The organism is Blautia liquoris, assembly GCF_015159595.1.
GTDB lineage: Bacteria > Bacillota > Clostridia > Lachnospirales > Lachnospiraceae > Novisyntrophococcus > Novisyntrophococcus liquoris.
In genome coordinates, this window is the sequence record NZ_CP063304.1 from 185,864 (window position 1) to 209,688 (window position 23,825).

Consider the following 23,825-nt stretch of genomic DNA (forward strand, 5'->3'; position numbering starts at 1 on the left):
GTATGTCGACGGCGGGAAAGCTTCTTTATTGAAAAGAGAGAATTTTACAGTTCTGTCGTATCCGTGATCTTTGGCGGTACTTTGAAACCGGCAACGATCTTATCGTAACAAGATTCACACAGATCAAAGTTGTGTCTTTCCATATCTTTTTTGGAAAAGTAGCCCCAGAGGGTATCCACAGAACATATATCCTCTACGGGTATACCGTCCATTAATGTCAATTCTTTTCCGCAGCAGTTGCAGACTACGCGAATCAGCTTCTTAGAATCCTTATCATAGGTTTTCATGAACATTTCCTCCCGTTAAAACTCTTCCCCCTGTACCCTACAGTCTAAACCAGATACCCCTTAATTTCCAGAGGGAACTATTGGTATCTCCAGGACATCAAAACTGCATCTTCGACAGGCACTTCATAGTAACGAGGCCGCAGGCCGTCTTGTACAAAACCCAGCTTTTTATACAGCTGTAAGGCTGCCTGGTTACTTTCCCGGACTTCCAGGTGTATGGTGGTAATATTCTTGCTCAAAAGGTCATTTTTTAGTTTAGAAAACAATTCTACAGCGATTCCTCTGCGTCTGGAATCCATCCTTACGCAGATATTTGTAATATCAGACTCGGGGGGTGTCAGAATTGCCCCGCAATACCCCAGAACCTGCCCGTTTTCCTCTGCTACAAGAAGATGAACATCTTCGCGAATCAAGAAAGAGAAGAATCCATTCGCGGTCCATGGAACAGAAAAATTGGATTCCTCAATCGGGAGAACCTGCTCTAAATCATCCAGCTGCATTTCTCTGATCGTTATCATCTTGATTCCTCTTTTAACCGTTCTTCACGTTCCCTTTCGGCCTGAGTTTTTCTCAGATATTCGGGACGGTGCTCATCGGCACTGACTATATGGCCTTCTTTATAATAAATCTCTCCGAGTGCTCCAACGGAGGAAGCACGCTGACGGTTTACGTGAGCAGGTGCATAAGAGTGGACAACACGCAGGGTATCATCTAAAGTATCTCGGCAGACATCAACGCCGTCCCCCAGGAAGATAACCTCCCGTCCCAGGACGTTCAGCTTTTTGATAAGCTCTGCAGCCGGGATCGCCATCTGACTGGCAAGCGCTCTTAGCATGTGATCTTTATACTCGTAGATTCCAGTGTAAACCTGAGCTCGTCTGGCATCTATAATCGGGCAGATTATCTTGTCACAGTCATAGATGTTATAAGCCAGAGCATCAAGGGTCGGCACCTCGATCAGGGGTTTATCAAGAGCAAGGCCAAGACCTTTAGCAGTCGCCGAACCTATTCTAAGTCCGGTAAAGGAACCCGGCCCAGATGAAATTGCAATTGCGTCCACGGTATTTAAATCCAGTTCTATCATTGCAGCAATCGTGTCAAGCATGGGCAGCAGCGTCTGAGAGTGCGTTTTTTTATAATTTACTGTATACTCTGCCAACAATTTGTCATCTTCAAGAACTGCAGCCGATGCTGCCATTCCTGAGCTGTCAAGTGCTAATATTTTCATAAGTTAATGTCCCTTTCTTCTAAGCCTTGTGATACATCGGCGGGAAGTCCCGTGACGGTGATGCGTCGATAGTCGAATCCATGTCGGAGATCTTTTTCTATTGTAACCGAAATGACATGTTTTGGAAGCAGTTCCTTTATCATATCAGCCCATTCGATGATGGACACACCCGATCCAAAGAAATAATCGTCGTAGCCAATTTCCTCCATTTCGTCAATATCTTCAATCCGATATACATCAAAATGAAAGAAAGGAAGCCGTCCTCCTTCATAAACCTGTACAATTGTAAACGTGGGACTGCTGACTGGTTCCGTGATCCCAAGCCCTTTTGCCATTCCCTGTGTAAAGACAGTCTTTCCCGTGCCCAGGTCTCCGCTGAGAGTATAGACCTGTCCCGGAAGTGCGAGAGTTCCCAGCTTTTGGCCAAATGCTGCGGTCTCGGAAGCACTGTGGGTTTCTATTATCATAAGCAAAATACCTCTATTGTTTTGCGGGTTCTAGGCTCAGATAACCTCATGCGGGCATGAAGTATCAGACTTTTAAACCCTTTGTATCATGATACCACATCTGTTCTTTTGATACAATCAAGAGATGTGGCTGACGAGTGCGGCATTTTATGTTATTATGAAAGAAAATACCTTTTGATGTTTCATCATGAAATGTAAGGAGATCAGAAAGGAAGAAAACTATGGCAGAATTATTTAACTGGTTTTTAGCGATTGCGTTGGGTGCAATCAGTATAGCAATGTTCATCGGAAAAGGTGATGCAGTATTGGATCTGTTTGACGGAAAAAAAGATAATCCAAGAAAAAGATGGCCGGAAGAAAAACGAAAAAAATTCAACCGGGGGATTGGATATTTTACGGGAGCTCTTGCAATTGCCGAGGTTGTGATGGGACTTTTTTCTCGCAGATATCCGCTGGTGACACTTGGTGTTTTCATCTTCATGATTGTTGCTATATTCATGATCTTTCAGTATATTAAGAAAAACTTTTAAAACATAAATCTGGAAGTTTACATAGATTTTACATTTCTCCTGTTTTGTTTTTTACAAAGTTCCTGTACAGTTATTTATGAATAGAAAAGGTGTTGGAGCCTGATAATAACAAGACAAATATTTTTTGTACAACAGGAGAATCAATCATATGAATAAAAAAAGAATGATAACTTCGCTGATTATTTCAGCAGTGCTGTTGTTCGCTGCCGGATGCGAAAATCAGAGTGATACGATCAGTCTGGTTTCAAGAGAAGATGGATCCGGTACAAGAAGTGCTTTTATCGAGTTATTCGAAATTGAGGAACAGAATTCTTCCGGTGAGAAGGAGGATATGACAAGTCTGGAAGCACAGATTACGAACAGTACTTCGGTTGTGATGACAACCGTGGCAGGCGATAAATCAGCGATCGGGTACATTTCCCTGGGCTCACTCAATGACACTGTAAAGGCTATAAAGATTGACGGTGTAGGGGCCAATGCGAATACCATAAAAGATGGCTCCTACAAGATCCAAAGAAAATTCCATATTGTGACAAAAGGAGGGTTAACTCCTGCGGCTCTCGATTTTATGAACTATATCCTCAGTCTGGATGGACAGAAAATTGTGGAAAGCGAAGGGTATGTCCCAATGGATGGGGCACAGTCATATCAAGGGACCAATCCATCTCAGAAAGTTGTGGTGGGAGGCTCTTCCTCTGTCACACCGGTTATGGAAAAACTGGCGGAAGCTTACAAAAAGGTAAATGCAAATGCAAATATCGAGATTCAGCAGTCGGATTCTACGACTGGAATCAAAACTGCAAGTGACGGCCTCTGCGATATCGGGATGAGTTCGAGAGAACTGAAAGATTCAGAAAAGGATCTGGGTCTTGCGGATACCGTAATAGCGACAGACGGAATTGTGGTGATCGTAAACAAAGACAATCCGACCGAAGATTTGCGCTTAGAGCAGGTTCAATCTATCTATATGGACAAGATCACAGACTGGTCAAAGGTGTCGCAATAAAGGCGGGACTACATGGGAGATGAGTAAATGAAAGTAAATACAGTAAAAGCAAGTACAGTAAAAGAGAAAGTCATGAAGGGCGTATTTTTTATCGCAGCCGGAGTATCCATTCTGGCAGTCGCTTTGATCTGCGTGTTTCTCTTTGCCAATGGAGTTCCTGCAATCAAAAAAATCGGAGTATTCGATTTCCTTTTGGGTCAGGCCTGGAAACCGGGTAATAACCTGTATGGGATTCTTCCGATGATCCTTGGAAGCGTATATGTGACAGGAGGTGCAATTGCAATCGGGGTTCCCATTGCAATACTGACGTCGATATTTCTTGCATATTTTTGCCCCAAAAAGATGTATAAAGTAATACGTTCTACAATCAGTCTGATGGCCGGGGTGCCCTCAGTCGTATATGGATTTTTTGGACTTGTAGTCCTGGTGCCGTTTGTAAAAGATATATTTTCTCTGCCGAATGGGAATACGATGCTTACAGCATCCATTCTCCTGGCGATTATGATTTTGCCCACAGTGGTGGGTGTGACTGAATCAGCACTTCAAAGTGTTTCCAAAAGTTATTACGAAGGGGCGCTGGCTCTTGGCGCAACGCATACACAAAGTGTGTTTTTCACAGTTGTTCCAGCTGCAGGGTCGGGCATTGTCGCCGGAATCATACTCGGGATCGGCCGGGCAATCGGCGAGACTATGGCTGTGATTATGGTAGCGGGCAATCAGCCGCGCATGCCGAAGGGACTGTTTAAGGGGGTCCGCACCATGACATCCAATATCGTTCTTGAGATGGGATATGCGGCGGATCTTCACAGAGAAGCGCTAATTGCGACCGGCGTGGTTCTCTTTGTATTTATACTGCTCATCAATGTAATTCTGGCAGTGATGAATCGGAGGAATGAGCATGAATAAAAACATAAAAGTTTCTTATAAAAAAAGCTATACATCAAAGATGCTTACCTGGCTGACCTGGGGGGCGGCAATGCTCACCATGGCTGTGCTTGTATTCATCATAGGATTTGTTCTGCTAAAAGGGATCCCGCATCTGTCGCCGGAATTGTTTGCGCCCCATTATACAAGTGAGAATGTATCTTTGCTTCCGGCACTTGTAAATACGTTGTTTATGACGCTGCTCGCTCTTTTGATTGCAGCTCCGATTGGCATATTCGCAGCGGTTTTTCTGGTAGAGTACACAGACCATGAAGGAAAGCTGGTCGGATTGATACGCCTTACAGCCGAGACATTGTCGGGAATTCCCTCGATTGTATATGGATTGTTTGGTATGCTGTTCTTTTCAACAGCACTTGGGTGGGGATATTCCATGCTCGCAGGAGCATTTACCATGGCAATCATGATTCTGCCGCTCATCATGCGGACTTCAGAGGAAGCACTTATATCTGTGCCGCGCTCGTATCGCGAGGCAAGTTTCGGACTGGGAGCAGGCAAACTGCGCACAATATTCAAGGTTGTGCTTCCGGCAGCAATTCCGGGTATTCTCTCGGGTGTTATTCTCGCTGTCGGCCGTGTGGCAGGGGAGACGGCCGCACTGATCTTTACCGCAGGAACGGTGGCAAAGTATGCAGGATTTATGGATTCGGGGAGAACACTTGCTGTTCATATGTATGTCCTCTCAAACGAAGGGCTTCATATGGATCAGGCATATGCGACTGCTGTGATACTGCTGATCTTTGTTTTTGCGATGAATGAACTTTCTGAATTCGCCGCAAGAAAAATTTCGAAAGGACACGAGAATGAATAAGATAGAAGTTGAGAATTTAAACTTGTATTATGGAGAGTTTCAGGCACTAAAGGATGTGAACCTGAAGATAAAGGAAAAAGAAATTACAGCATTTATCGGTCCAAGTGGCTGTGGAAAGTCCACGCTTTTAAAATCGTTAAACCGTATGAATGATCTGGTGAGGGATTGTAAGATTACAGGGAAAATCCGTCTGGACGGTGAGGATATCTATGATAAAAAGATGGATGTCAATGAACTTCGAAAAAGAGTGGGTATGGTATTCCAGAAACCGAATCCATTTCCAATGAGCATCTATGATAATATCGCCTACGGACCGAGAACACATGGAATAAAGAGCAAGGTGCAGCTAGACGAGATTGTAGAAACCTCACTTCGCCAGGCGGCAATCTGGAATGAAGTGAAGGACAGGCTTAAGAAAAGTGCTCTCGGAATGTCAGGCGGACAGCAGCAGAGACTTTGCATCGCAAGAGCCCTGTCGGTACAGCCTGAAGTGTTACTGATGGATGAGCCAACTTCAGCGCTGGATCCGATATCAACATCAAAGATCGAAGATCTGACCGAGAAGTTAAAAAAGGAGTATACCATCGTGATGGTGACACATAATATGCAGCAGGCGGCACGTATCTCTGACAAGACAGTGTTCTTCCTCATGGGAGAGATTATCGAGGAGGGAGATACCGAGAAGATGTTCTCCATGCCTCGTGATCCGAGAACAGAAGACTATATATCCGGAAAATTCGGATGAGAAAGGATAGGTATGTATCAATGAGAGAATTGTTTCAAAAGCAGCTGGAGCAGCTTCACACCCTGCTGATCGAGATGGGAGCGCTCTGCGAGCAGGTGATCGAGCGAACGTATCTGGTACTGATGGCAGAGGACAAGAAGGCCGCTGCTGAAATCATGGAAAAAGATGAGATTATCGACATGAAAGAGCGTGAGATCGAGGATCTTTGTCTCAAGATTTTATTGCAGCAGCAGCCAGTTGCCAGCGATCTCAGGCGAGTTTCAGCCGCGCTTAAGATGATTACCGATATGGAGCGGATCGGGGATCAGGCCTCGGATATCGCAGAGATCATCAAAACTTCAAATCTAAAGGCTCCGGCAAAAGAAATTAGATTGAATGAGATGGCAAAAGCCACAATGCAGATGGTAAAAGAGAGTATCGACTCCTTTGTCAAACAAGATCTTGAGATTGCTCAGAAAGTTATCAAAGATGATGATATTGTAGATAATTTGTTTTTAGATGTCAGAGGTCAGATTGCTTCGGGGCTGACAGATGACCTTGTCTCAAGAGAGGAGCAGCTGGATCTTTTGATGATTGCAAAATATTATGAGAGAATTGGAGATCATGCCACGAATATTGCCGAATGGGTTGAGTTCTCCATACTTGGGCAGCATGTAGAAGAGGAATAAAAGGCCGGTGATGTCATGAAAGATATAGCTAAGACAAAAGTATATTGTGTTGAGGATGACAGAAACATCCGTGAACTGATCATATACACACTGGAATCAGGTGGATACCAGGTGAAAGGTTTTTCCTCATCCGAAGGGTTTTGGCAAAGCCTGAAAGAAGAACTCCCGGATCTAATCTTGCTGGATCTGATGCTTCCGGGCGAGGATGGGATGAAGATACTTGAGCGATTAAAAAGGTCTGGCAGGACAAAGTCTCTTCCTGTCATTCTCGTCACGGCTAAAGGTGCAGAATATGACAAAGTCAAAGGCCTCGACTGTGGTGCAGACGACTATATCACAAAGCCTTTCGGCATGATGGAATTCATTGCGAGAGTAAAAGCAGTACTGCGCCGGTCTGGATATGAAAACAGGCAGGCAGATACCCTGATCATCAAAGGTCTAAAGCTGCAGGTCTCTTCACATCAGGTGACGGTGGAAGGCGAAAAAGTGGAGCTCACGTTAAAGGAATTTGAACTGTTAAAATACCTGATGGATAATTCGGGGATTGTGCTCACCAGAGATCAGATTTTAACTGGCATCTGGGGATATGATTATTCCGGAGAGACCCGAACTGTGGATGTCCATATACGGTCCCTGCGCCAGAAGCTTGGCAGCTGCGGGGATCTGATTGAGACGGTGCGGGGAGTGGGCTATAGAATCGGTGAGTGATATGAAAAAGAAAATCCTGAAAAATACAGGCCTTTTAGTTGTACTTTCCATCCTTTTTACTTTTGTCATCATGAATATCATTATGTATGAGAGAAGTCTGTCTGAGATGAAAACGACAATCCAAAGCGAATGTAAAAACCTCAAGAACATTCTGGATCAGGCTGGAGAGGAGTATCTCACCCAGGAAATATCGGATTTGACATCAAGCCGTCTGACACTGATCAGAAGAGATGGAACTGTCTTGTATGAGTCCATGGAGCCCGTGGATCTGATGAATGATCATGATAACCGGCCGGAATTTCGCGAGGCGCTCAAAGAGGGGCGGGGAAGCGATCTGAGATCATCGGAAACTTTGAATGAACAGGGATATTATTATGCGATGATGCTGGAAAACGGCGATGTGATCCGCGTCTCCAGAAACATCGATACTGTTGTCAAAAGTATGCTTTCCGGTATTGTAATCGTCTTGGTGCTGCTCATGATCCTTGGTATTCTCGCCTTAATTTTGGTAAATCGGATGGCTGCACGCCTGATTGAACCGATCAATCAACTGGATCTGGAAGATCCGACAAGAAATATAGCATACGAGGAGTTAAGTCCGCTTTTGGTTCGAATCGATCGACAAAACACTAAGATCAGAGAACAGATGGATCAGCTGAGACAAAATCAGGAGGAATATCTTGCTATCACAGAGTATATGAAAGATGGTCTGATTGTGACGAATAACAAGGTTGTTCTTTCGATCAATCGCGCAGCACAGGAACTCTTTGATGTGACGCAGGAGGATTGTGTGAACCACGATATCATCACAGTTGGGAGAAATGAAGCGGTCAAGAGAGCGTTTCTGGCAGCACTTTCCGGAAAAAGCGATGAGCGGACAGCAGATATATCCGGGAGAACGTATCAGCTTCTTGCGAACCCTGTCCGGGCAGAGAAAGAGGATGTGACGGGTGTGGTTCTTTTGATTCTGGACATCACAGAAAAGCAGAGGGCGGAGATGATGAGAAAGGAATTCTCGGCAAATGTATCCCATGAACTGAAATCACCTCTCATGTCAATCTCAGGATATGCAGAACTGATTGAGAACGGAGTGGCAAAACCGGAAGATGTCAAGAAATTTGCAGGAATTATTCACAGTGAGGCCGCAAGACTGACTTCTCTGGTGGAAGATATCATCAAACTTTCCCGCCTGGATGAAAAAAGCGAACAACTTTCGATGGAAGATGTGGATCTCTTTGAGGTGGCCTGCGAGGTGAAAGATCATCTGGAATTAAAAGCAGAACAGCAGCGGATTGATATCGGACTTTGTGGAAACCATGTAATCATAACCGGCGTGCACCAGGTACTCTATGAGATGATCTATAATCTCTGTGAAAATGCGATCAAATATAACCACGCAGGAGGGCATGTGTGGATTAATGTATATTCTGAAGGACTTAAAGGAGCCGTAATTGCCGTAAAAGATGATGGTATCGGGATTGATAAATCTGAACAGGGGAGAATCTTTGAGCGATTCTATCGGGTGGATAAGAGCCATTCCAGAGAAACCGGCGGAACAGGGCTTGGACTTTCAATTGTAAAACATGGAGCATTACTTCATAATGCAAAGATTCAAGTGGAGAGCGAGATAGGAAGAGGGGCTGAGATTAGGGTGTATTTCTCTTGAATTCTGTTCTAATCTATGATATCCTTTTTTATATATTGGAAACGTTACCGGAACCGTTTTTGGTACACGATGTGTATGATAAAAAAATGAACAGTAAGGAGAATTTTGCGTATGAGAAGCAGTGGTATCTTGCTTCCGGTGTCGTCACTGCCCTCCAGATATGGAATCGGCAGTTTTTCGAAGGAAGCTTATGAATTTGTGGATTATCTTGAAAAAGCCGGACAGAGCAGCTGGCAGATTCTGCCTCTCGGGCCGACCGGATATGGGGATTCTCCATATCAATCTTTTTCTACCTTTGCAGGCAACCCGTATTTTATTGATCTGGAAACGCTGACAGACGAGGGCCTGTTGACAAGGCAGGAGTGTGAGAATTGTGATTTTGGTACTAATCCGGAATATGTCGATTATGAGAAGATGTATCATGCCAGATTTGGAGTTTTGAGGAAAGCATATAACCGCTATCAGCCGGATAATTCTTATGAGACATTTGTAAAAGAAAATACAGACTGGTTGGAAGATTACTGTCTCTACATGGCGATGAAAGACAGTCTTTGCGGGAGCAGCTGGAACAAATGGGAAGATGAATTAAAATATCGTAATCCCACTGCGCTTGCAAAAAAGAGAAGAGAGCTTTCGGATGATGTTGATTTCTACCGATTTTTGCAGTATGAGTTTAGCGTCCAGTGGGCAAAGCTTAAGAACTATGCAAATGAGAAAGGAATCCGTATGATCGGCGATATTCCGATCTATGTTGCGTTTGACAGTGCCGATACATGGGCGAATCCGGAGCTGTTTCAATTTGACGAAGAGGGAAATCCAAAAGGAGTTGCGGGAGTACCGCCGGATGCATTCTCAAAAACCGGTCAGCTCTGGGGAAATCCCCTGTATAACTGGGGATACCACAAAAAAACAGAATTTGCCTGGTGGATCAAAAGAATGCAGGCTTGCTTTAAGAGATACGATATCGTGCGGGTGGATCATTTTCGCGGTTTTGATGAATATTATGCAGTCCCCTATGGTGATTCGACGGCAGAGAATGGGAAATGGGAGAAGGGTCCGGGAATCGCTCTGTTTCAGGCGATAAAAAAAGAGCTGGGTGCTGTCGATATCATCGCCGAAGATTTGGGATACCTGACAGACAGTGTGCTGAAACTGGTCCATGACTCAGGATATCCGGGAATGAAAGTACTTCAGTTTGCCTTCGATTCCCGGGAGGAGAGCGATTATCTTCCTCATCACTATCCGCATAACTGTGTCGTCTACACAGGGACACACGACAATAATACACTACTTGGCTGGCTCGATGAGATGAGGCCGGAGGACAGAAAATTCGCCAGGCACTATATGCACAATGCGAAAACAGCAAAGAAAGATCTCCCCTGGGACTTTGTTCGCCTGGCAATGGCATCTGTGGCAGATCTGGCAGTCATTCCGATGCAGGATTACTTGTGTCTTGGAAGCGAGGCGAGAATCAACACTCCGTCTACATTAGGACAAAACTGGAAATGGCGGCTTCTTCCCGGACAGATTGATGATCGGCTGCTTGAGCGAATACGGGAGATGACGAAACTCTATGGAAGACTTCCAAAAGAATGAGGATAAAAATTATATATATAACTGGGAAGGAAAAGAGATAAGAGGATAACAAAAGATGGGAACCATAACAATTAAAGATATCGCAAAAAGATGTCAGGTAGGTGTCAGCACGGTTTCCAGAGCCATGAATGATCATCCGGATATTAATCCCAAGACGAAGAAGAAAATTTTGAAGGTGATCGAGGAATCCGGTTACGTGCCCGACAACAGTGCCCGCAATCTGAAACGGGTTGATGCGCGGGCGGTCGCCGTGCTGATCAAAGGTATCGGAAATACATTTTTTAATCAGTTCATCGAGATTCTTGAACAGGAATGCCAAAAAAGGCACTACAGCTGCGTGATTCAGAGAGTGGAAGAGTATGAGAATGAGATTGATGTTGCCCTTCAGATTGCCAGAGAGAAAAAGCTGCGTGGAGTTGTATTTCTAGGCGGAAATTTTTCCCACTCGGGGGAAGAATTTGGCAGACTGAAGATTCCCTATGTGCTCAGCACGATAAACAGTGGAGAAGGTAATAACCGTATTGCAAGTGTATCTGTGGATGACTTTAAGGAGAGCTATAAGATGACCGATTATCTTCTTGGACTGGGGCATAAGAGAATAGCGATTATCACGGCCAGAAAGGAAGACGAGAGTATCGGAAAACTGAGACTGCTCGGCTACCAGAGGGCACTTTCCGATCAGGGTATCCAGTTTGATGAAGACCTTGTCTGTTATATGAAGATGCATGTGGATCGGTATTCGTACCGCTCCGGTTATAAGATCACGAAGGAGCTGCTATCGAGGAAAACACCGTTTACGGCACTTTATGCCACATCGGATACGCTGGCAGTCGGAGCTATAAGAGCGCTCTTTGAGGCTGGGATCCATGTGCCGGATGACTGTTCAGTGGCAGGATTTGATGGGATGGAGGCCGGGGAGTTTTGCATTCCGGGAATCACAACAATTCGGCAGCCGGCAAAAGAGATTGCACGTGCAACGGCAGATCTTCTTTTCTCTATGATTGATAAAAAGGAAGAGCCAAAAAGAGTGATCTTTGATGGAGAACTGATTATACGCGAGTCAACCGCAATATCAAGAATTAAATCGTCTGAGGAGGAATAAAAAAATTATGGAAGAAAGAATACAAAAGCTCCTTTGTGAGCGTTTTGGAAGAGATATCGATCATTGTACAAAAGAGGAGATTTTCGAAGTATTGATGCTGATTACTAAAGAAGAAACTTCTAAAATACAAAGAAACTTCGGAAAGAAAAAGTTATACTATATTTCCGCGGAGTTTCTGATCGGGAAACTATTGTCCAATAACCTGATTAACCTAGGACTTTACGAGGAGGTAAAACAGGCACTTGCGGTTCATGGCAGGAAGCTGGAGGAGATGGAAGAGATGGAGATGGAACCTTCCCTTGGAAATGGTGGTCTGGGGCGCCTTGCGGCCTGTTTTTTGGACTCCATCGCCACGCTTGGACTTTTCGGAGATGGAATTGGACTGAATTACCATTTTGGTCTGTTCCGGCAAAGGTTTCGTGATCACAAGCAAAAAGAGGTGAAAAACCCGTGGATGCGGGCAGAGAACTGGACAAACAGGACGCCAGTCAGCTTTACTGTGCCATTTAAAGATTTCTCCATACAGTCTGTGATGTATGACCTCGATGTGCCGGGATATGAGGCCGGATGCAACCGTCTTCACCTGTTTGACGCGGATACTGTAGATGAGAGTATCGTCGCGGGAGACAGTATTGATTTTGATAAGCACAATATCCAAAAAAACCTTACGTTGTTCCTGTACCCGGATGACTCCGATGATGCCGGACGTATGCTTAGAATCTACCAACAGTACTTTATGGTGAGCAATGCTGCTCAGCTGATCTTAAAAGAGTGTGTGGATCAGGGATATGATCTTCATAAGCTGGATGAGCATGTGGTAATACAGATCAATGACACGCATCCCTCCATGGTGATCCCGGAACTGATCCGTCTTTTGACGGATCGTGGATTTTCCATGGATGAGGCAATTGATTTGGTGAGCAGGACTTGCGCGTATACAAATCACACGATTCTCGCGGAGGCTCTCGAGACATGGCCCACCTCATATCTGGAACAGGTGGTTCCTCATCTGATGCCGGTGATACAGGAACTGGACCGGAGGGTGAGAAAGAAATATACGGATGAAAGTACCTATATCATCGACGACAAGAATCATGTGCACATGGCACATATGGATATTCATTATGGATTCTCTGTAAATGGAGTGGCAGCACTTCACACGGAGATATTAAAAAATACAGAACTGTCGAACTTTTATAAGATTTATCCAGATAAGTTTAATAATAAGACGAATGGAATCACGTTCAGACGCTGGCTTGTATCCTGCAACCGTGAACTCTCAGCCTATATAGAGAAACTGATTGGGGATGGATTTAAAAAGGAGGCGAAAGAACTTAAAAAGCTTCTTGATTTCAAAGATGACAAAGAGGTTTTAAAGACACTTGGAAGAATAAAGAAGAAGAAAAAAGAAGAGTTCCGGGATTATCTCTATGAGACACAAGGAGTTCTCACAGATGAGAATTCAATCTTCGATGTTCAGGTAAAACGCCTTCATGAATATAAACGGCAGCAGATGAATGCACTGTATGCAATTTATAAGTATCAGGAGATCAAAAAGGGGCACAAACCGAAAACACCGATCACCATGATTTTCGGTGCAAAAGCAGCACCGGCTTACACGACTGCAAAGGATATCATTCACTTGATCCTGTGCCTTTCTCAACTGATTGAAGACGACCCCGAAGTCAGACCCTATCTTCGCGTTCTTATGATCGAGAATTACAACGTGACGAAAGCCTCGAAGATTATACCGGCAGCTGACGTCTCCGAGCAAATTTCTCTTGCTTCTAAGGAAGCATCCGGAACCAGCAACATGAAGTTTATGTTGAATGGTGCTGTAACTCTCGGAACCGAAGACGGCGCAAATGTTGAGATCGAAGAACTTGTCGGGGAGGATAATATCTATATCTTTGGCAAAAAACCGCAGGAAGTCATTGATTTATATGCAGACGGAAGCTATAGTGCGAAGGATATCTATGAGAAAGATGAACTCATTCATGAACTGGTGGATTTTATCATTGGCGAGGAGTTGACAAAGATCGGAGACAAGGAGAATCTGTGCCGTCTGCATCATGAGCTCGTGAGCAAAGATTGGTTTATGACCTTACTGGATACGAAAGAGTATATCTGTATGAAGGAGAGGGTGTTTCAGGAATATGAAAATCAGGAAGAGTGGAACAAAAAGGCACTGGTCAATATTGCAAAATCCGGATTTTTTTCTTCAGACAGAACGATAGAACAATATAATCGCGATATCTGGCATTTATAAGGTATTGCAGTCACAGATAGAGGATGTCCCCGATTGGCTTATATCAGTCAGGCGGGGACATACCAGTTAAGCTTTATCATTTGCTCTCTTTTTTATCTTTTCCCATTTCTCTTGATTTTTCTGCGCTCGCTCTAACTGCGGAGATGACTGCGTCCCGCATTCCCTTTCGTTCAAGAACACATACTCCCTCGATGGTGGTGCCGCCCGGCGAGCAGACGGCGTCTTTTAGGACACCCGGATTCTGCTTTGTCTCAAGCACCATCTTTGCAGAACCGAGAACTGCCTGAGAGGCAAACTCATAGGCAAGGTCTCTTGGCATTCCTTCCGCCACGGCGGCATCCGCCATCGCCTCGATGAATAGATAGACAAAGGCTGGGGATGATCCGCTTACCCCGGTTACCGCGTCCATCATAGATTCCGGGATGACCTCGGCCTTCCCCATACTGCAAAAGATGGACAGCACCTCCTGAAGATTCTCCTCAGTCAGGAATTGATTGGGACTGACGGCGGACATAGCAGATCCCACGAGAGCGGGAGTATTCGGCATCACCCTCGCGAGCTGAATGTTGGATTCAAAGAGGGATTCTACCTGACGAATTGACTGCCCTGCAGCTATCGATACAATAGCAGCATCTGTTCTCAGACTGTCTTTGATTTCTTTTATTACTACGGGATAGACAGCCGGTTTTGTGGATAAAAATAAAATATCTGATGCCGACGCTGCCTCTTTGTTATCTGTTGTGATGACAACATGTAATTTTTCCTCCAGTTTTCGAAGCTTTTCCTCTGTAGGGCCAGATACAATTATGTTGGAGGGTGCGGTAAGTTTCGATGACAAAATCCCACCGATGATGGCAGCGGCCATATTTCCCCCTCCGATAAATCCAATTTTTTTCATAGTTCCTCCAAAAATAAAAAAATACCTTTGACGATTTCATCTTTGTATCAGTATACATCAAGTTATCCCCATGTACTAGCGTTTAACGGAAAAATCTGTTAAAATGTCATTTGAAGTCATTTGAAACGTTTTTTACAATTCATACGAGAAGGATTTGAGACATGAAGAATTTATTGAAGTATATGAAAGGATATGTGAAGGAAAGTATCATAGCGCCGCTTTTTAAGATGTTGGAGGCAAGCTTTGAATTAATCGTACCGGTGGTGACGGCTAGAGTGGTTGATGTAGGGATTAAAAATGCAGATAAATCATATATCTGGAGACAATGTATTGTGTTGGTCATTCTTGGAATCATCGGGCTGCTCTGCGCGATCACGGCACAGTATTTTGCCGCAAAAGCAGCCTTTGGTTTTGGGACGAATCTGCGGGCGGACTTGTATAAACATATTAACAGTCTGTCGTATACAGAACTTGACACAGTGGGGACGCCGACATTGGTCACACGAATCACAAGTGATGTCAATCAGATGCAGACGGGCGTAAACCTCTTTTTGAGATTGTTTTTAAGATCCCCGTTTATTGTGATTGGTTCTGTGATTATGGCCATGACAATCAGTCTTAAGCTATCTGTGATTTTTCTGATCTCGGTCCCTATGATAGGGCTTGTGATTTTTTTGATTGTGAAGTTTACCATGCCAATCTATAAGAAGGTACAGAATATGCTGGACCGTGTGGTTCTTCTCACCAGAGAGAATTATGAAGGGGCTCGTGTCGTCCGGGCTTTTCGAAGGCAGGAATCAGAGAAAGAGGAATTTGCCCGGACGAATGATCACCTGAAGAAGACACAATTTAAAGCCGGAAGAATTTCGGCACTTATGAACCCTGCTACTTATGCACTGGCAAATCTCGCAATTATCGTGATATTGCTCGCCGGCGGCCGTCAGGTCGATACCGGGAATCTGACACAGGGAGAAGTAATCGCTCTGGTTAATTATATGAATCAGGCGCTGCTTGCACTGATCGTTCTTGCCAATCTTGTGATTACGGTTTCCAGAGCGTGGGCCAGTGCAATCCGTATAAATGAAGTGTTCGCGGTGGAACCGAGCATGACTGCACCTGAGAAAAGAATGGAAGATTCAAAAAAATGCTGCGAGCCTGAGGATGCCGTCGTTTTTGATCATGTGACCTTTACATTCGCGAAAGCACAGGCACCGTCTCTAAGCGATATCCATTTTACCGCCAAAAAGGGCCAGACGATCGGCGTCATAGGCGGAACGGGTTCCGGAAAATCGACACTGGTAAATCTGATTCCCAGATTCTATGATGCTACAAAAGGGAGAGTATTGGTCGATGGCGTTTTGGTTGGTGAATATCCGTTTGAACAACTTCGGGGGAAGACTGGGATCGTCCCGCAAAGATCCGTACTCTTCCGCGGCACGATTCGTGAAAACATGCAGTGGGGCAAGGCGGATGCGACAGATGATGAGATCTGGAAGGCATTGACGATTGCACAGGCAGCAGACTTTGTCAGAGAAAAAGGGAATGGTCTGGATGAGCCGGTGGCAACCAGAGGAGGAAATTTCTCGGGCGGACAAAGACAGAGGCTTTGTATTGCCAGAGCACTTGTGAAAGATCCGAAAGTCCTGATACTCGATGACAGTTCTTCGGCACTTGATTTTGCCACGGATGCAGCGCTTCGAAGTGCAATTAAAAAAGGGACAGAAGGAATGACTACATTTATCGTATCCCAAAGAGCGGCGACTGTGAAAGGGTCGGATTTGATACTGGTGCTGGATGACGGGAAGATGGCCGGCATTGGGACGCACGAAGAACTGCTAAAAGATTGTGAGGTTTATCGGGAAATCTGTGAATCTCAGTTTTCGAAAGAGGAGGTGACTGGATTATGAAGAAGACGAATAAAGTCGGGTCCACCTGGAAACGGATTCTTTCGCTGATCAAACCTTATCGTATGTATGTAATTTTGATGCTGGTGATGGCGTTTCTCACAGTGGCATCGACGCTTTACGCTCCGATACTAATCGGAGAGGGAGTGGATATGATTGTTGGACCTGGGCGGGTTAATGGCAAAGGACTTCTTTCACTGGTGCTCACTTTCTTGATTGTCATTGCGATTACTTCTGTCTCTCAGTGGATTATGAGTCTTGCTACAAATCATATTACCTTTCAGGTTGTACAAGATGTCAGAGACGATGCATTTCGTAAGATGGAGATATTGCCGATCCGATATATTGACAATCATCAGCCGGGAGATGCGATCAGCCGCATCACAACCGATGTGGAACAGTTCTCAGATGGTCTTTTGATGGGATTTACCCAGTTTTTCACAGGAGTTATCACGATATTCGGAACAATTGGATTTATGGTGTCCATACATCCGGGAATTACCCTTTTAGTGGTCTGCATCACGCCGTTGTCATTTTTTGTTGCGGGATTTATTGCGAAGCGGACATACGATCTCTTTCGCATTCAGTCTGAGGCGAGAAGTGATATGACATCACTTGTGGAGGAAATGGTCGGAAATCAACAGGTAGTGAAGGCATTTTCCTATGAGGGACGAGCAAAAGAACGCTTTGGGGTCATTAATGAAAGATTGAGAATTACGGGAATTAAATCAGTGTTTTTTTCGTCGCTTACAAATCCAAGTACAAGATTCATCAACAGTCTTGTGTATACCGGTGTGTGTATCTACGGTGCCTTCATGGCGATTTCAGGCGGAATCAGTGTAGGTCAGCTTACCAGCTTTATGGCATATGCTAATCAGTATACGAAACCATTCAACGAGATTTCAGGTGTTGTGACAGAGCTGCAGAATGCACTTGCCTGTGCAAAGAGAATCTTTGACTTCATCGATGAAAAACCTGAGACGCCGGACGATGCGGCTGCCGTGGATATGAAACACGGCAAGGGTAGTGTCGCGTTATCCCATGTGAATTTTTCTTACATTCCTGAAAAACCGCTGATTAAAGATGTGAGTCTTGAGGCGAAACCGGGGCAGAGGATTGCAATTGTCGGACCGACAGGCTGTGGAAAAACGACAGTGATCAATCTGCTGATGCGTTTCTATGATATCGACAGCGGCAGTCTTCAAATTGATGGACATGAGATCAGACATCTCACTCGGGATTCTCTGCGGGAAAATTTTGGGATGGTTTTACAGGATACCTGGTTAAAAAACGGGACGATTGCGGAGAATATAGCTTATGGGAAGCCAGATGCCTCGATGAAAGAGATTGAGACGGCAGCAAAAAAAGCACTTGCACATTCTTTCATTATGAGGATGCCGGATAAATATCATACGGTCATCTCCGAGGATGGGGGGAATATCTCCCAGGGACAGAAACAGCTTCTGTGTATTGCCAGAGTTATGCTGATGAAGCCTCCGATTCTGATCCTGGATGAAGCCACTTCTTCAATCGACACCAGAACAGAACTTAAGGTTCAGGAGGCCTTTCAGAACTTGATGGAGGGCAGAACCAGCTTTGTTGTCGCTCACCGTCTCTCCACAATCCGGGAAGCTGATGTGATTCTGGTGATGAAAGATGGTGAAATTATAGAAAAAGGAAAGCACCAGGAATTATTATCACGCGGCGGATTTTATGCAAAGCTTTATCAAAGTCAGTTTGCGAAAAGCTGAAATACGACAGAAAGACGGTGATAGAGATGTTTATGTTTAGAAAAAAGAAAGCAAATGTTGTGGCCGAGAGAAGTCACAGATGTGAGGAAAAACTGCGTGAGTATGCATTTTTAAAGGAAGATAAGATGTTTTCTGATCTTGACTCATGCAAAGATGGAATCACAGGTGAACAGGCCTGTGAGAAATTAGATGAGTTTGGAGAGAATGTAATTATCACAGGCACTGAAAAGGGTATTGTGAAAAGATTGGTGGAGGCATTTATCAATCCTTTTAATATCGTGCTTTTCTTTGTAGCTGTTGTTACTTTCGTGACTGATGTAGTAGTGGCAGAGCACAATGACTATGCGACTGCTCTGATCATCGTGCTGCTGATTCTGATATCAAGTTTGATTTCATTCTTTCAGAGCGAACGTTCGAATTCGGCTGCGGAGAAACTATCACACATGATCAGCAATAAAGCCGATGTGTTAAGAGACGGACAGATAAGTGAAGTCGAGATGCGTGAGGTGGTGCCCGGGGATATTGTCAGACTCTCAGCAGGCGATATGATTCCCGGAGATGTACGTTTCCTCACTGCAAAGGATGCATTCGTCGCACAGGCGGCTCTTACGGGCGAGTCGAACCCGGTAGAGAAGTTTGTAGAGATGTCTGAGGATAAAAGTGCGCCTCTGACGGATCTGCAGAATATCGGATTCATGGGAACGAATATCGTCAGCGGCAGCGCCATGGCTTTGATACTGACCACTGGAAATGACACATATCTGGGCAGTATGGCGAAGTCTCTAAATGGAAGCCGGGCAAAAAACAGTTTTGAGCGAGGGGTGGAGTCGGTCAGCAGTCTGCTGCTGCGTTTTATGTTGGTGATGGTTCCGGTCATCTTCTTGATCAATGGGATTACAAAGGGAAACTGGGCATCTGCACTGCTGTTTTCCGTCACCATGGCAGTAGGATTGATTCCGGAGATGCTCCCGATGATCATGACTTCCACGCTGGCCAAGGGTGCTGTAAATATGTCCAAACACGAAGTGATCGTGAAAAACTTAAGTGCAATTCAGACATTCGGGGAGATGGATATCCTATGTACAGATAAGACCGGCACTCTGACAGAGGACAAGATTGTTCTTGAAAAATATATGGATGTACATGGTAATGACGACATGAGGATTCTTCGTCACGCATATCTGAACAGTTACTTTCAGACAGGCCTTAAGAACTTGATTGACATCGCGATCATCAACCGTGCCGCTGATCAGGGGCTGAAACCGGTCTTGGACAAGTATGTCAGGGTTGATGAGATCCCCTTTGACTTTTCGAGAAGAAGGATGAGCGTTGTTCTGAAGGATCCTTCGAATAAGACTCAACTTATCACAAAAGGAGCTGTGGAGGAGATTCTCGGAATCTGCAGTCATGTGGAATATAAAGGCCAGATTCTTCCGCTTGAGGGAGAACTATTGGAAGAAGCACGCAGAATCTATCAAAAACATAACCGGGAAGGGCTTCGAATTCTCGCGGTTGCCCAGAAAAATGAAATTGCGGGGATCAGCGAATTCTCTGTCAAAGACGAGAACGATATGGTTCTACTGGGGTTTGTGGGATTCTTAGACCCCCCGAAAGCGAGTGCAAAGACAGCCATCGGCGCCCTGAAATCTCATGGTGTCCGAACGGTGGTGCTGACCGGAGACAGTGAAGGGGTTGCCATAAAAGTATGTCAGAAGGTCGGGCTTTCCTGTGAAAAGGTGCTGATGGGACAAGACGTGGAATCTATGGATGATGAGACATTGAAAAGAGAAGTCGCAGACTGTAACTTGTTTGCGAAACTTTCACCGGATCAGAAACAAAGACTGGTACAGACCTTTCAGAATATGGGTCATACAGTCGGATATATGGGTGATGGAATCAATGATGCCCCGGCGATAAGACAGGCGGATGTCGGAATATCCGTCGACAGCGGTGTGGATATTGCCAAGGAGGCCGCTGATATGATTCTGTTGAAAAAGGATCTGATGGTATTGGAAGAGGGTGTCGTCGAAGGACGAAGAACGTTTGGAAATATCATGAAATATATTAAGATGGCAGCCAGCGGAAACTTTGGAAATATGATTTCCGTTATGGTGGCGAGTATCTTCCTGCCATTTCTGCCTCTGCTGCCGGTTCATATACTAACACAGAACCTACTGTGTGATTTTTCCCAGATAGGAATTCCCTTCGATGCCGTTGACCGCGAATATCTTCAGACACCGCACAGGTGGGATACGAACAGTATAAAATGGTTCATGCTGATTATGGGACCGCTTAGTTCGATCTTCGATATCGCATGTTTCGGAGTCCTCTGGTGGTTTGTAGGAGCCAATTCTGTGAAAATGGCACCGACATTTCAGGCTGGATGGTTTATCTTCGGAACGCTGTCGCAGATTCTGGTTGTTCACATGATCCGTACAAGTAAGATACCATTTGTCCAGAGTCGTGCATCCCGGCCGCTTGTTTTGTCATCTACAATTGTGGCTGTTATTGCTATGGTTATCGTGTTTTCACCGATTACCGCAGGACTGGATTTTGCGGAGCTTCCCTTTTCCTATATTCCGTGGATGATACTGCTTCTGGCAGCCTATTGCCTGGCAACACAGTTATTTAAAAACTTCTATAAGAATAAGTTTGGACACTGGCTATAAAGTCTTCTTTCCGCCTCTTGCAATCCAGCTAAAAAGGAGAGTAAGAAAAATCCCCATCAGTGCACCGGTACTGTCAATCAGTACGTCTTTGCCGGAGGGTACTCTCGCCGCGACAAATGACTGATGATATTCATCACCGGCAGCGAAGAGGAGGCAGATGATGCCGCTTACCAGAATCAGTGCGATTCCCCTCAGACCATATACGTGCAGGGGAGTCGCAATGGTGATGGCAAGAATACAGTATTCCGTCATGTGTGCGGCTTTGCGCACATAATGATGATACTGTTGAACCCTCTGTTCCATCTGTGCTTCATTCCAGCCTTGATCTGTCACTTTATTGATGGCAATCACAGCGGTCTTTGTTACTTTTAGACTCAATTTTGAGGACTCTTCCCCGGCCTGACCTGAGAATGAGAAAATTAGGTACATCATGCAGAGTGCCGGCAGGAAAGATAAAGGTTTACATAAGGTTTTTAAAAGGCGTTTCATTTATTAGTGCTCCTGATATTTTTCTACACCAAGTTTAAAATTATTTATCTAAAATATAACAGGTAAGACAATGGTTGTCAATTTTGAGAAAGTTCGGATTTAACTAAGTCCGAAAAGAATTTGAGCTGTGAGATATTGTCATTGTTCGTTTCATCTAGTATACTTAATGAGAAACAGTTTTAGACAGCCTTGATAGTTTGATATATTAGGCTAAATGGAAAGGTGGCAGATACGATGAGTTATGCAGATCATTTGTTTATAAAAATGTGTCAGGATATTTTGGATCACGGTGTCAGCACAGAAGGGGAGAAAGTTCGGCCTCACTGGGAAGACGGGGCTTCGGCCTATACGATTAAAAATTTTGGTGTGGTGAATCGCTATGATCTTTCGAGGGAATTCCCGGCGATTACGCTTCGAAGGACGGCACTCAAAAGTTGTATGGATGAGATTTTGTGGATCTGGCAGAAGAAGTCAAATAATATCCATGAACTTCACTCCCATGTATGGGATGAATGGGCCGATAAGAATGGTTCGATTGGTAAAGCCTATGGGTATCAGCTGGGCGTTAAACACCAGTATAAAGAGGGAATGATGGATCAGGTGGACCGTGTCCTTTATGATCTGAAACATAATCCTTACAGCCGCAGGATCATGACGAACATCTATGTCCACCAGGATCTGCATGAGATGGCGCTGTATCCATGTGCGTATTCGATGACATTTAATGTGACAAAAGATCCGGACAGCGAAAAACTGGTATTGAATGCAGTACTGAACCAGAGATCACAGGACATACTTACAGCAAATAACTGGAATGTATGCCAGTATGCGATCCTGCTTATGATGTTTGCACAGGTCTGTGATATGAAACCGGGAACACTGCTTCATGTGATCGCCGATGCACATATCTATGACAGACACATTCCGATTGTCAAAGAACTAATTGCACGTCCGACTTATGATGCGCCAACTGTGAAGCTCAATCCGGATGTGAAAGACTTTTATCAATTTACCAGAGATGATCTGATTGTGGAGAACTATGTAACCGGACCTCAGGTCAAGAATATTCCGATAGCTGTCTGATTTCAGGGAGGATGATATGAAGGCAATTGTAGCGACCGACAAAAACTGGGCAATTGGCTATAAAAACAAACTTCTTGTGTCAATTCCCTCAGACATGAGATACTTTAGAAATACAACGAATAACCGCGTTGTTGTGATGGGAAGAAAAACACTGGAAAGTTTTCCGCAGGGACAGCCGCTGGCATCCAGAACGAATATTGTGATCACCAGAGATCCTGCGTATAAAGTAAAGGGTGCGGTTGTGGTACATTCCCTCGAGGAGTTAAAAGAAGAGCTGGAAAACTATGATGACGATGACATCTTCGTCATAGGCGGGGGGAGCGTGTATGAGATGCTTCTTCCGTACTGTGATACAGTACTGGTAACGAAGATAGATCTGGCCTATCAGGCAGATACCTTTTTCCCAAATCTTGATAAAAGTCACGAATGGGAGATGACAGAAGAAGGAGAAGAGCAGACTTGCTTTGATATTGATTTTCGGTTTACAAAATATGAGAGAAAATGAGTTAAAAACGATTAGAAAATGCCCATAGAGGAGTCAAGTTTTGAAGGAACAAAAAGGTAAGGGAAAAAAGGAGTTATTTCAACAACTGGTTCGTTTTGGATTTGTTGGTGTCAGTGCATTCATAATAGATTATGGAATTATGATTCTGCTGACTGAAGTATTTCACATTAATTATCTGGTCTCCAGCGGAATCTCTTTTTCCGTTTCTGTGATTTATAATTATATATTGAGCATATTCTGGGTTTTCAATGTAGACAAACAGAAGAGTGGAATTGCAAACTTTGCCGTTTTCATGGTACTGAGCATCATAGGGCTTGGAATCAATCAGCTCGTTATGTGGATATTAGTAGACAAGGCCCAAATATTCTATATGCTCAGTAAAATCGTGGCCACAATTGTGGTTTCAGTTTATAATTTTATTACAAGAAAAATATTTTTGGAGGAGTAAGAAAATCAAAAAGCTGTCGGGAATCCATGGTGATCCCGACAGCTTTTTGATTA

23 protein-coding genes are annotated in these 23,825 nt (G+C 44.4%); 17 read left to right on the forward strand and 6 right to left on the reverse strand.

Translation table 11 applies throughout. The features are described 5' to 3' along the window. Positions 1-44 precede the first annotated feature (44 nt). The 4 genes from INP51_RS00880 to tsaE all read right to left on the reverse strand — a co-directional run bounded on the left by INP51_RS00880 (position 45) and on the right by tsaE (position 1,982). Positions 45-287, reverse strand: a complete 243-nt coding sequence (locus INP51_RS00880; protein ID WP_193735892.1) for a hypothetical protein — start codon at positions 285-287, stop codon at positions 45-47. Between the two features lie 77 nt (positions 288-364). Then, on the reverse strand, positions 365-805 hold the full coding sequence (gene rimI, locus INP51_RS00885) for a ribosomal protein S18-alanine N-acetyltransferase (RefSeq protein WP_230406844.1): 441 nt from the start codon (positions 803-805) through the stop codon (positions 365-367). After that, positions 802-1,515 carry a tRNA (adenosine(37)-N6)-threonylcarbamoyltransferase complex dimerization subunit type 1 TsaB gene (gene tsaB, locus INP51_RS00890; protein WP_193735893.1) on the reverse strand — a complete coding sequence of 238 codons (714 nt, stop codon included), beginning with the start codon at positions 1,513-1,515 and terminating at the stop codon, positions 802-804. The genes rimI and tsaB overlap by 4 nt, the downstream gene beginning before the upstream one ends. Further along, on the reverse strand, positions 1,512-1,982 hold the full coding sequence (gene tsaE, locus INP51_RS00895) for a tRNA (adenosine(37)-N6)-threonylcarbamoyltransferase complex ATPase subunit type 1 TsaE (RefSeq protein ID WP_230406845.1): 471 nt from the start codon (positions 1,980-1,982) through the stop codon (positions 1,512-1,514). Before tsaE ends, tsaB begins: the two co-directional genes overlap by 4 nt. 221 nt (positions 1,983-2,203) lie before the next feature. On the opposite strand from tsaE, the gene INP51_RS00900 reads away from it, so the two are divergent. The 11 genes from INP51_RS00900 to INP51_RS00950 all read left to right on the forward strand — a co-directional run bounded on the left by INP51_RS00900 (position 2,204) and on the right by INP51_RS00950 (position 14,025). Further along, positions 2,204-2,512 carry a hypothetical protein gene (locus INP51_RS00900; RefSeq protein WP_193735894.1) on the forward strand — a complete coding sequence of 103 codons (309 nt, stop codon included), beginning with the start codon at positions 2,204-2,206 and terminating at the stop codon, positions 2,510-2,512. A gap of 148 nt (positions 2,513-2,660) precedes the next feature. Continuing rightward, positions 2,661-3,518 (forward strand): substrate-binding domain-containing protein, encoded by an 858-nt coding sequence (locus INP51_RS00905; RefSeq protein WP_193735895.1) that lies wholly within the window; start codon positions 2,661-2,663, stop codon positions 3,516-3,518. Between the two features lie 27 nt (positions 3,519-3,545). After that, a complete protein-coding gene (pstC, locus tag INP51_RS00910) occupies positions 3,546-4,424 on the forward strand; it encodes a phosphate ABC transporter permease subunit PstC (RefSeq protein ID WP_193735896.1) in 879 nt (292 codons plus the stop codon). After that, complete coding sequence (gene pstA, locus INP51_RS00915) at positions 4,411-5,271, forward strand: phosphate ABC transporter permease PstA (RefSeq protein WP_408610514.1); 861 nt, start codon at positions 4,411-4,413, stop codon at positions 5,269-5,271. The genes pstC and pstA overlap by 14 nt, the downstream gene beginning before the upstream one ends. Continuing rightward, a complete protein-coding gene (gene pstB / locus INP51_RS00920; protein ID WP_230406846.1) occupies positions 5,264-6,016 on the forward strand; it encodes a phosphate ABC transporter ATP-binding protein PstB in 753 nt (250 codons plus the stop codon). The genes pstA and pstB overlap by 8 nt, the downstream gene beginning before the upstream one ends. Continuing rightward, complete coding sequence (gene phoU, locus INP51_RS00925) at positions 6,013-6,684, forward strand: phosphate signaling complex protein PhoU (RefSeq protein ID WP_329602321.1); 672 nt, start codon at positions 6,013-6,015, stop codon at positions 6,682-6,684. The genes pstB and phoU overlap by 4 nt, the downstream gene beginning before the upstream one ends. 15 nt (positions 6,685-6,699) lie before the next feature. Beyond that, positions 6,700-7,392 carry a response regulator transcription factor gene (locus tag INP51_RS00930; protein ID WP_193735899.1) on the forward strand — a complete coding sequence of 231 codons (693 nt, stop codon included), beginning with the start codon at positions 6,700-6,702 and terminating at the stop codon, positions 7,390-7,392. A 1-nt stretch (position 7,393) separates the two neighbouring features. Next, entirely contained in the window at positions 7,394-9,058 is a 1,665-nt protein-coding gene (locus INP51_RS00935; RefSeq protein ID WP_193735900.1) for a sensor histidine kinase, read from the forward strand. Positions 9,059-9,169: 111 nt separating this feature from the next. Continuing rightward, entirely contained in the window at positions 9,170-10,654 is a 1,485-nt protein-coding gene (malQ, locus tag INP51_RS00940) for a 4-alpha-glucanotransferase (protein ID WP_193735901.1), read from the forward strand. A 55-nt stretch (positions 10,655-10,709) separates the two neighbouring features. Then, positions 10,710-11,756, forward strand: coding sequence for a LacI family DNA-binding transcriptional regulator (locus INP51_RS00945; RefSeq protein WP_193735902.1), 1,047 nt, complete (start codon positions 10,710-10,712; stop codon positions 11,754-11,756). A 7-nt stretch (positions 11,757-11,763) separates the two neighbouring features. Then, positions 11,764-14,025: a glycogen/starch/alpha-glucan phosphorylase gene (locus INP51_RS00950; protein WP_193735903.1), complete on the forward strand. Its 2,262-nt coding sequence runs from the start codon at positions 11,764-11,766 to the stop codon at positions 14,023-14,025. Between the two features lie 76 nt (positions 14,026-14,101). On the opposite strand, the gene proC is transcribed toward INP51_RS00950, so the two are convergent. Then, positions 14,102-14,923 (reverse strand): pyrroline-5-carboxylate reductase, encoded by an 822-nt coding sequence (proC, locus tag INP51_RS00955; RefSeq protein WP_193735904.1) that lies wholly within the window; start codon positions 14,921-14,923, stop codon positions 14,102-14,104. Positions 14,924-15,084: 161 nt separating this feature from the next. On the opposite strand from proC, the gene INP51_RS00960 reads away from it, so the two are divergent. The 3 genes from INP51_RS00960 to mgtA are packed head-to-tail and all read left to right on the forward strand — an operon-like array spanning position 15,085 to position 21,247. Then, positions 15,085-16,830: an ABC transporter ATP-binding protein gene (locus INP51_RS00960; protein WP_193735905.1), complete on the forward strand. Its 1,746-nt coding sequence runs from the start codon at positions 15,085-15,087 to the stop codon at positions 16,828-16,830. Then, a complete protein-coding gene (locus INP51_RS00965) occupies positions 16,827-18,578 on the forward strand; it encodes an ABC transporter ATP-binding protein (RefSeq protein ID WP_193735906.1) in 1,752 nt (583 codons plus the stop codon). The genes INP51_RS00960 and INP51_RS00965 overlap by 4 nt, the downstream gene beginning before the upstream one ends. A 32-nt stretch (positions 18,579-18,610) precedes the next feature. Further along, a complete protein-coding gene (gene mgtA / locus INP51_RS00970; protein WP_193735907.1) occupies positions 18,611-21,247 on the forward strand; it encodes a magnesium-translocating P-type ATPase in 2,637 nt (878 codons plus the stop codon). On the opposite strand, the gene INP51_RS00975 is transcribed toward mgtA, so the two are convergent. Then, on the reverse strand, positions 21,242-21,736 hold the full coding sequence (locus INP51_RS00975; RefSeq protein WP_193735908.1) for a VanZ family protein: 495 nt from the start codon (positions 21,734-21,736) through the stop codon (positions 21,242-21,244). The two genes, mgtA and INP51_RS00975, sit on opposite strands and share 6 nt — an antisense overlap. A 234-nt stretch (positions 21,737-21,970) precedes the next feature. On the opposite strand from INP51_RS00975, the gene thyA reads away from it, so the two are divergent. From thyA to INP51_RS00990, 3 genes are read left to right on the forward strand one after another with little or no spacing between them, the layout of a single operon-like run. Continuing rightward, positions 21,971-22,819 (forward strand): thymidylate synthase, encoded by an 849-nt coding sequence (gene thyA, locus INP51_RS00980; RefSeq protein ID WP_193735909.1) that lies wholly within the window; start codon positions 21,971-21,973, stop codon positions 22,817-22,819. A 16-nt stretch (positions 22,820-22,835) separates the two neighbouring features. Further along, positions 22,836-23,324 (forward strand): dihydrofolate reductase, encoded by a 489-nt coding sequence (locus INP51_RS00985; RefSeq protein WP_193735910.1) that lies wholly within the window; start codon positions 22,836-22,838, stop codon positions 23,322-23,324. Positions 23,325-23,364: 40 nt separating this feature from the next. Further along, entirely contained in the window at positions 23,365-23,772 is a 408-nt protein-coding gene (locus INP51_RS00990; RefSeq protein WP_193735911.1) for a GtrA family protein, read from the forward strand. Positions 23,773-23,825 lie beyond the last annotated feature (53 nt).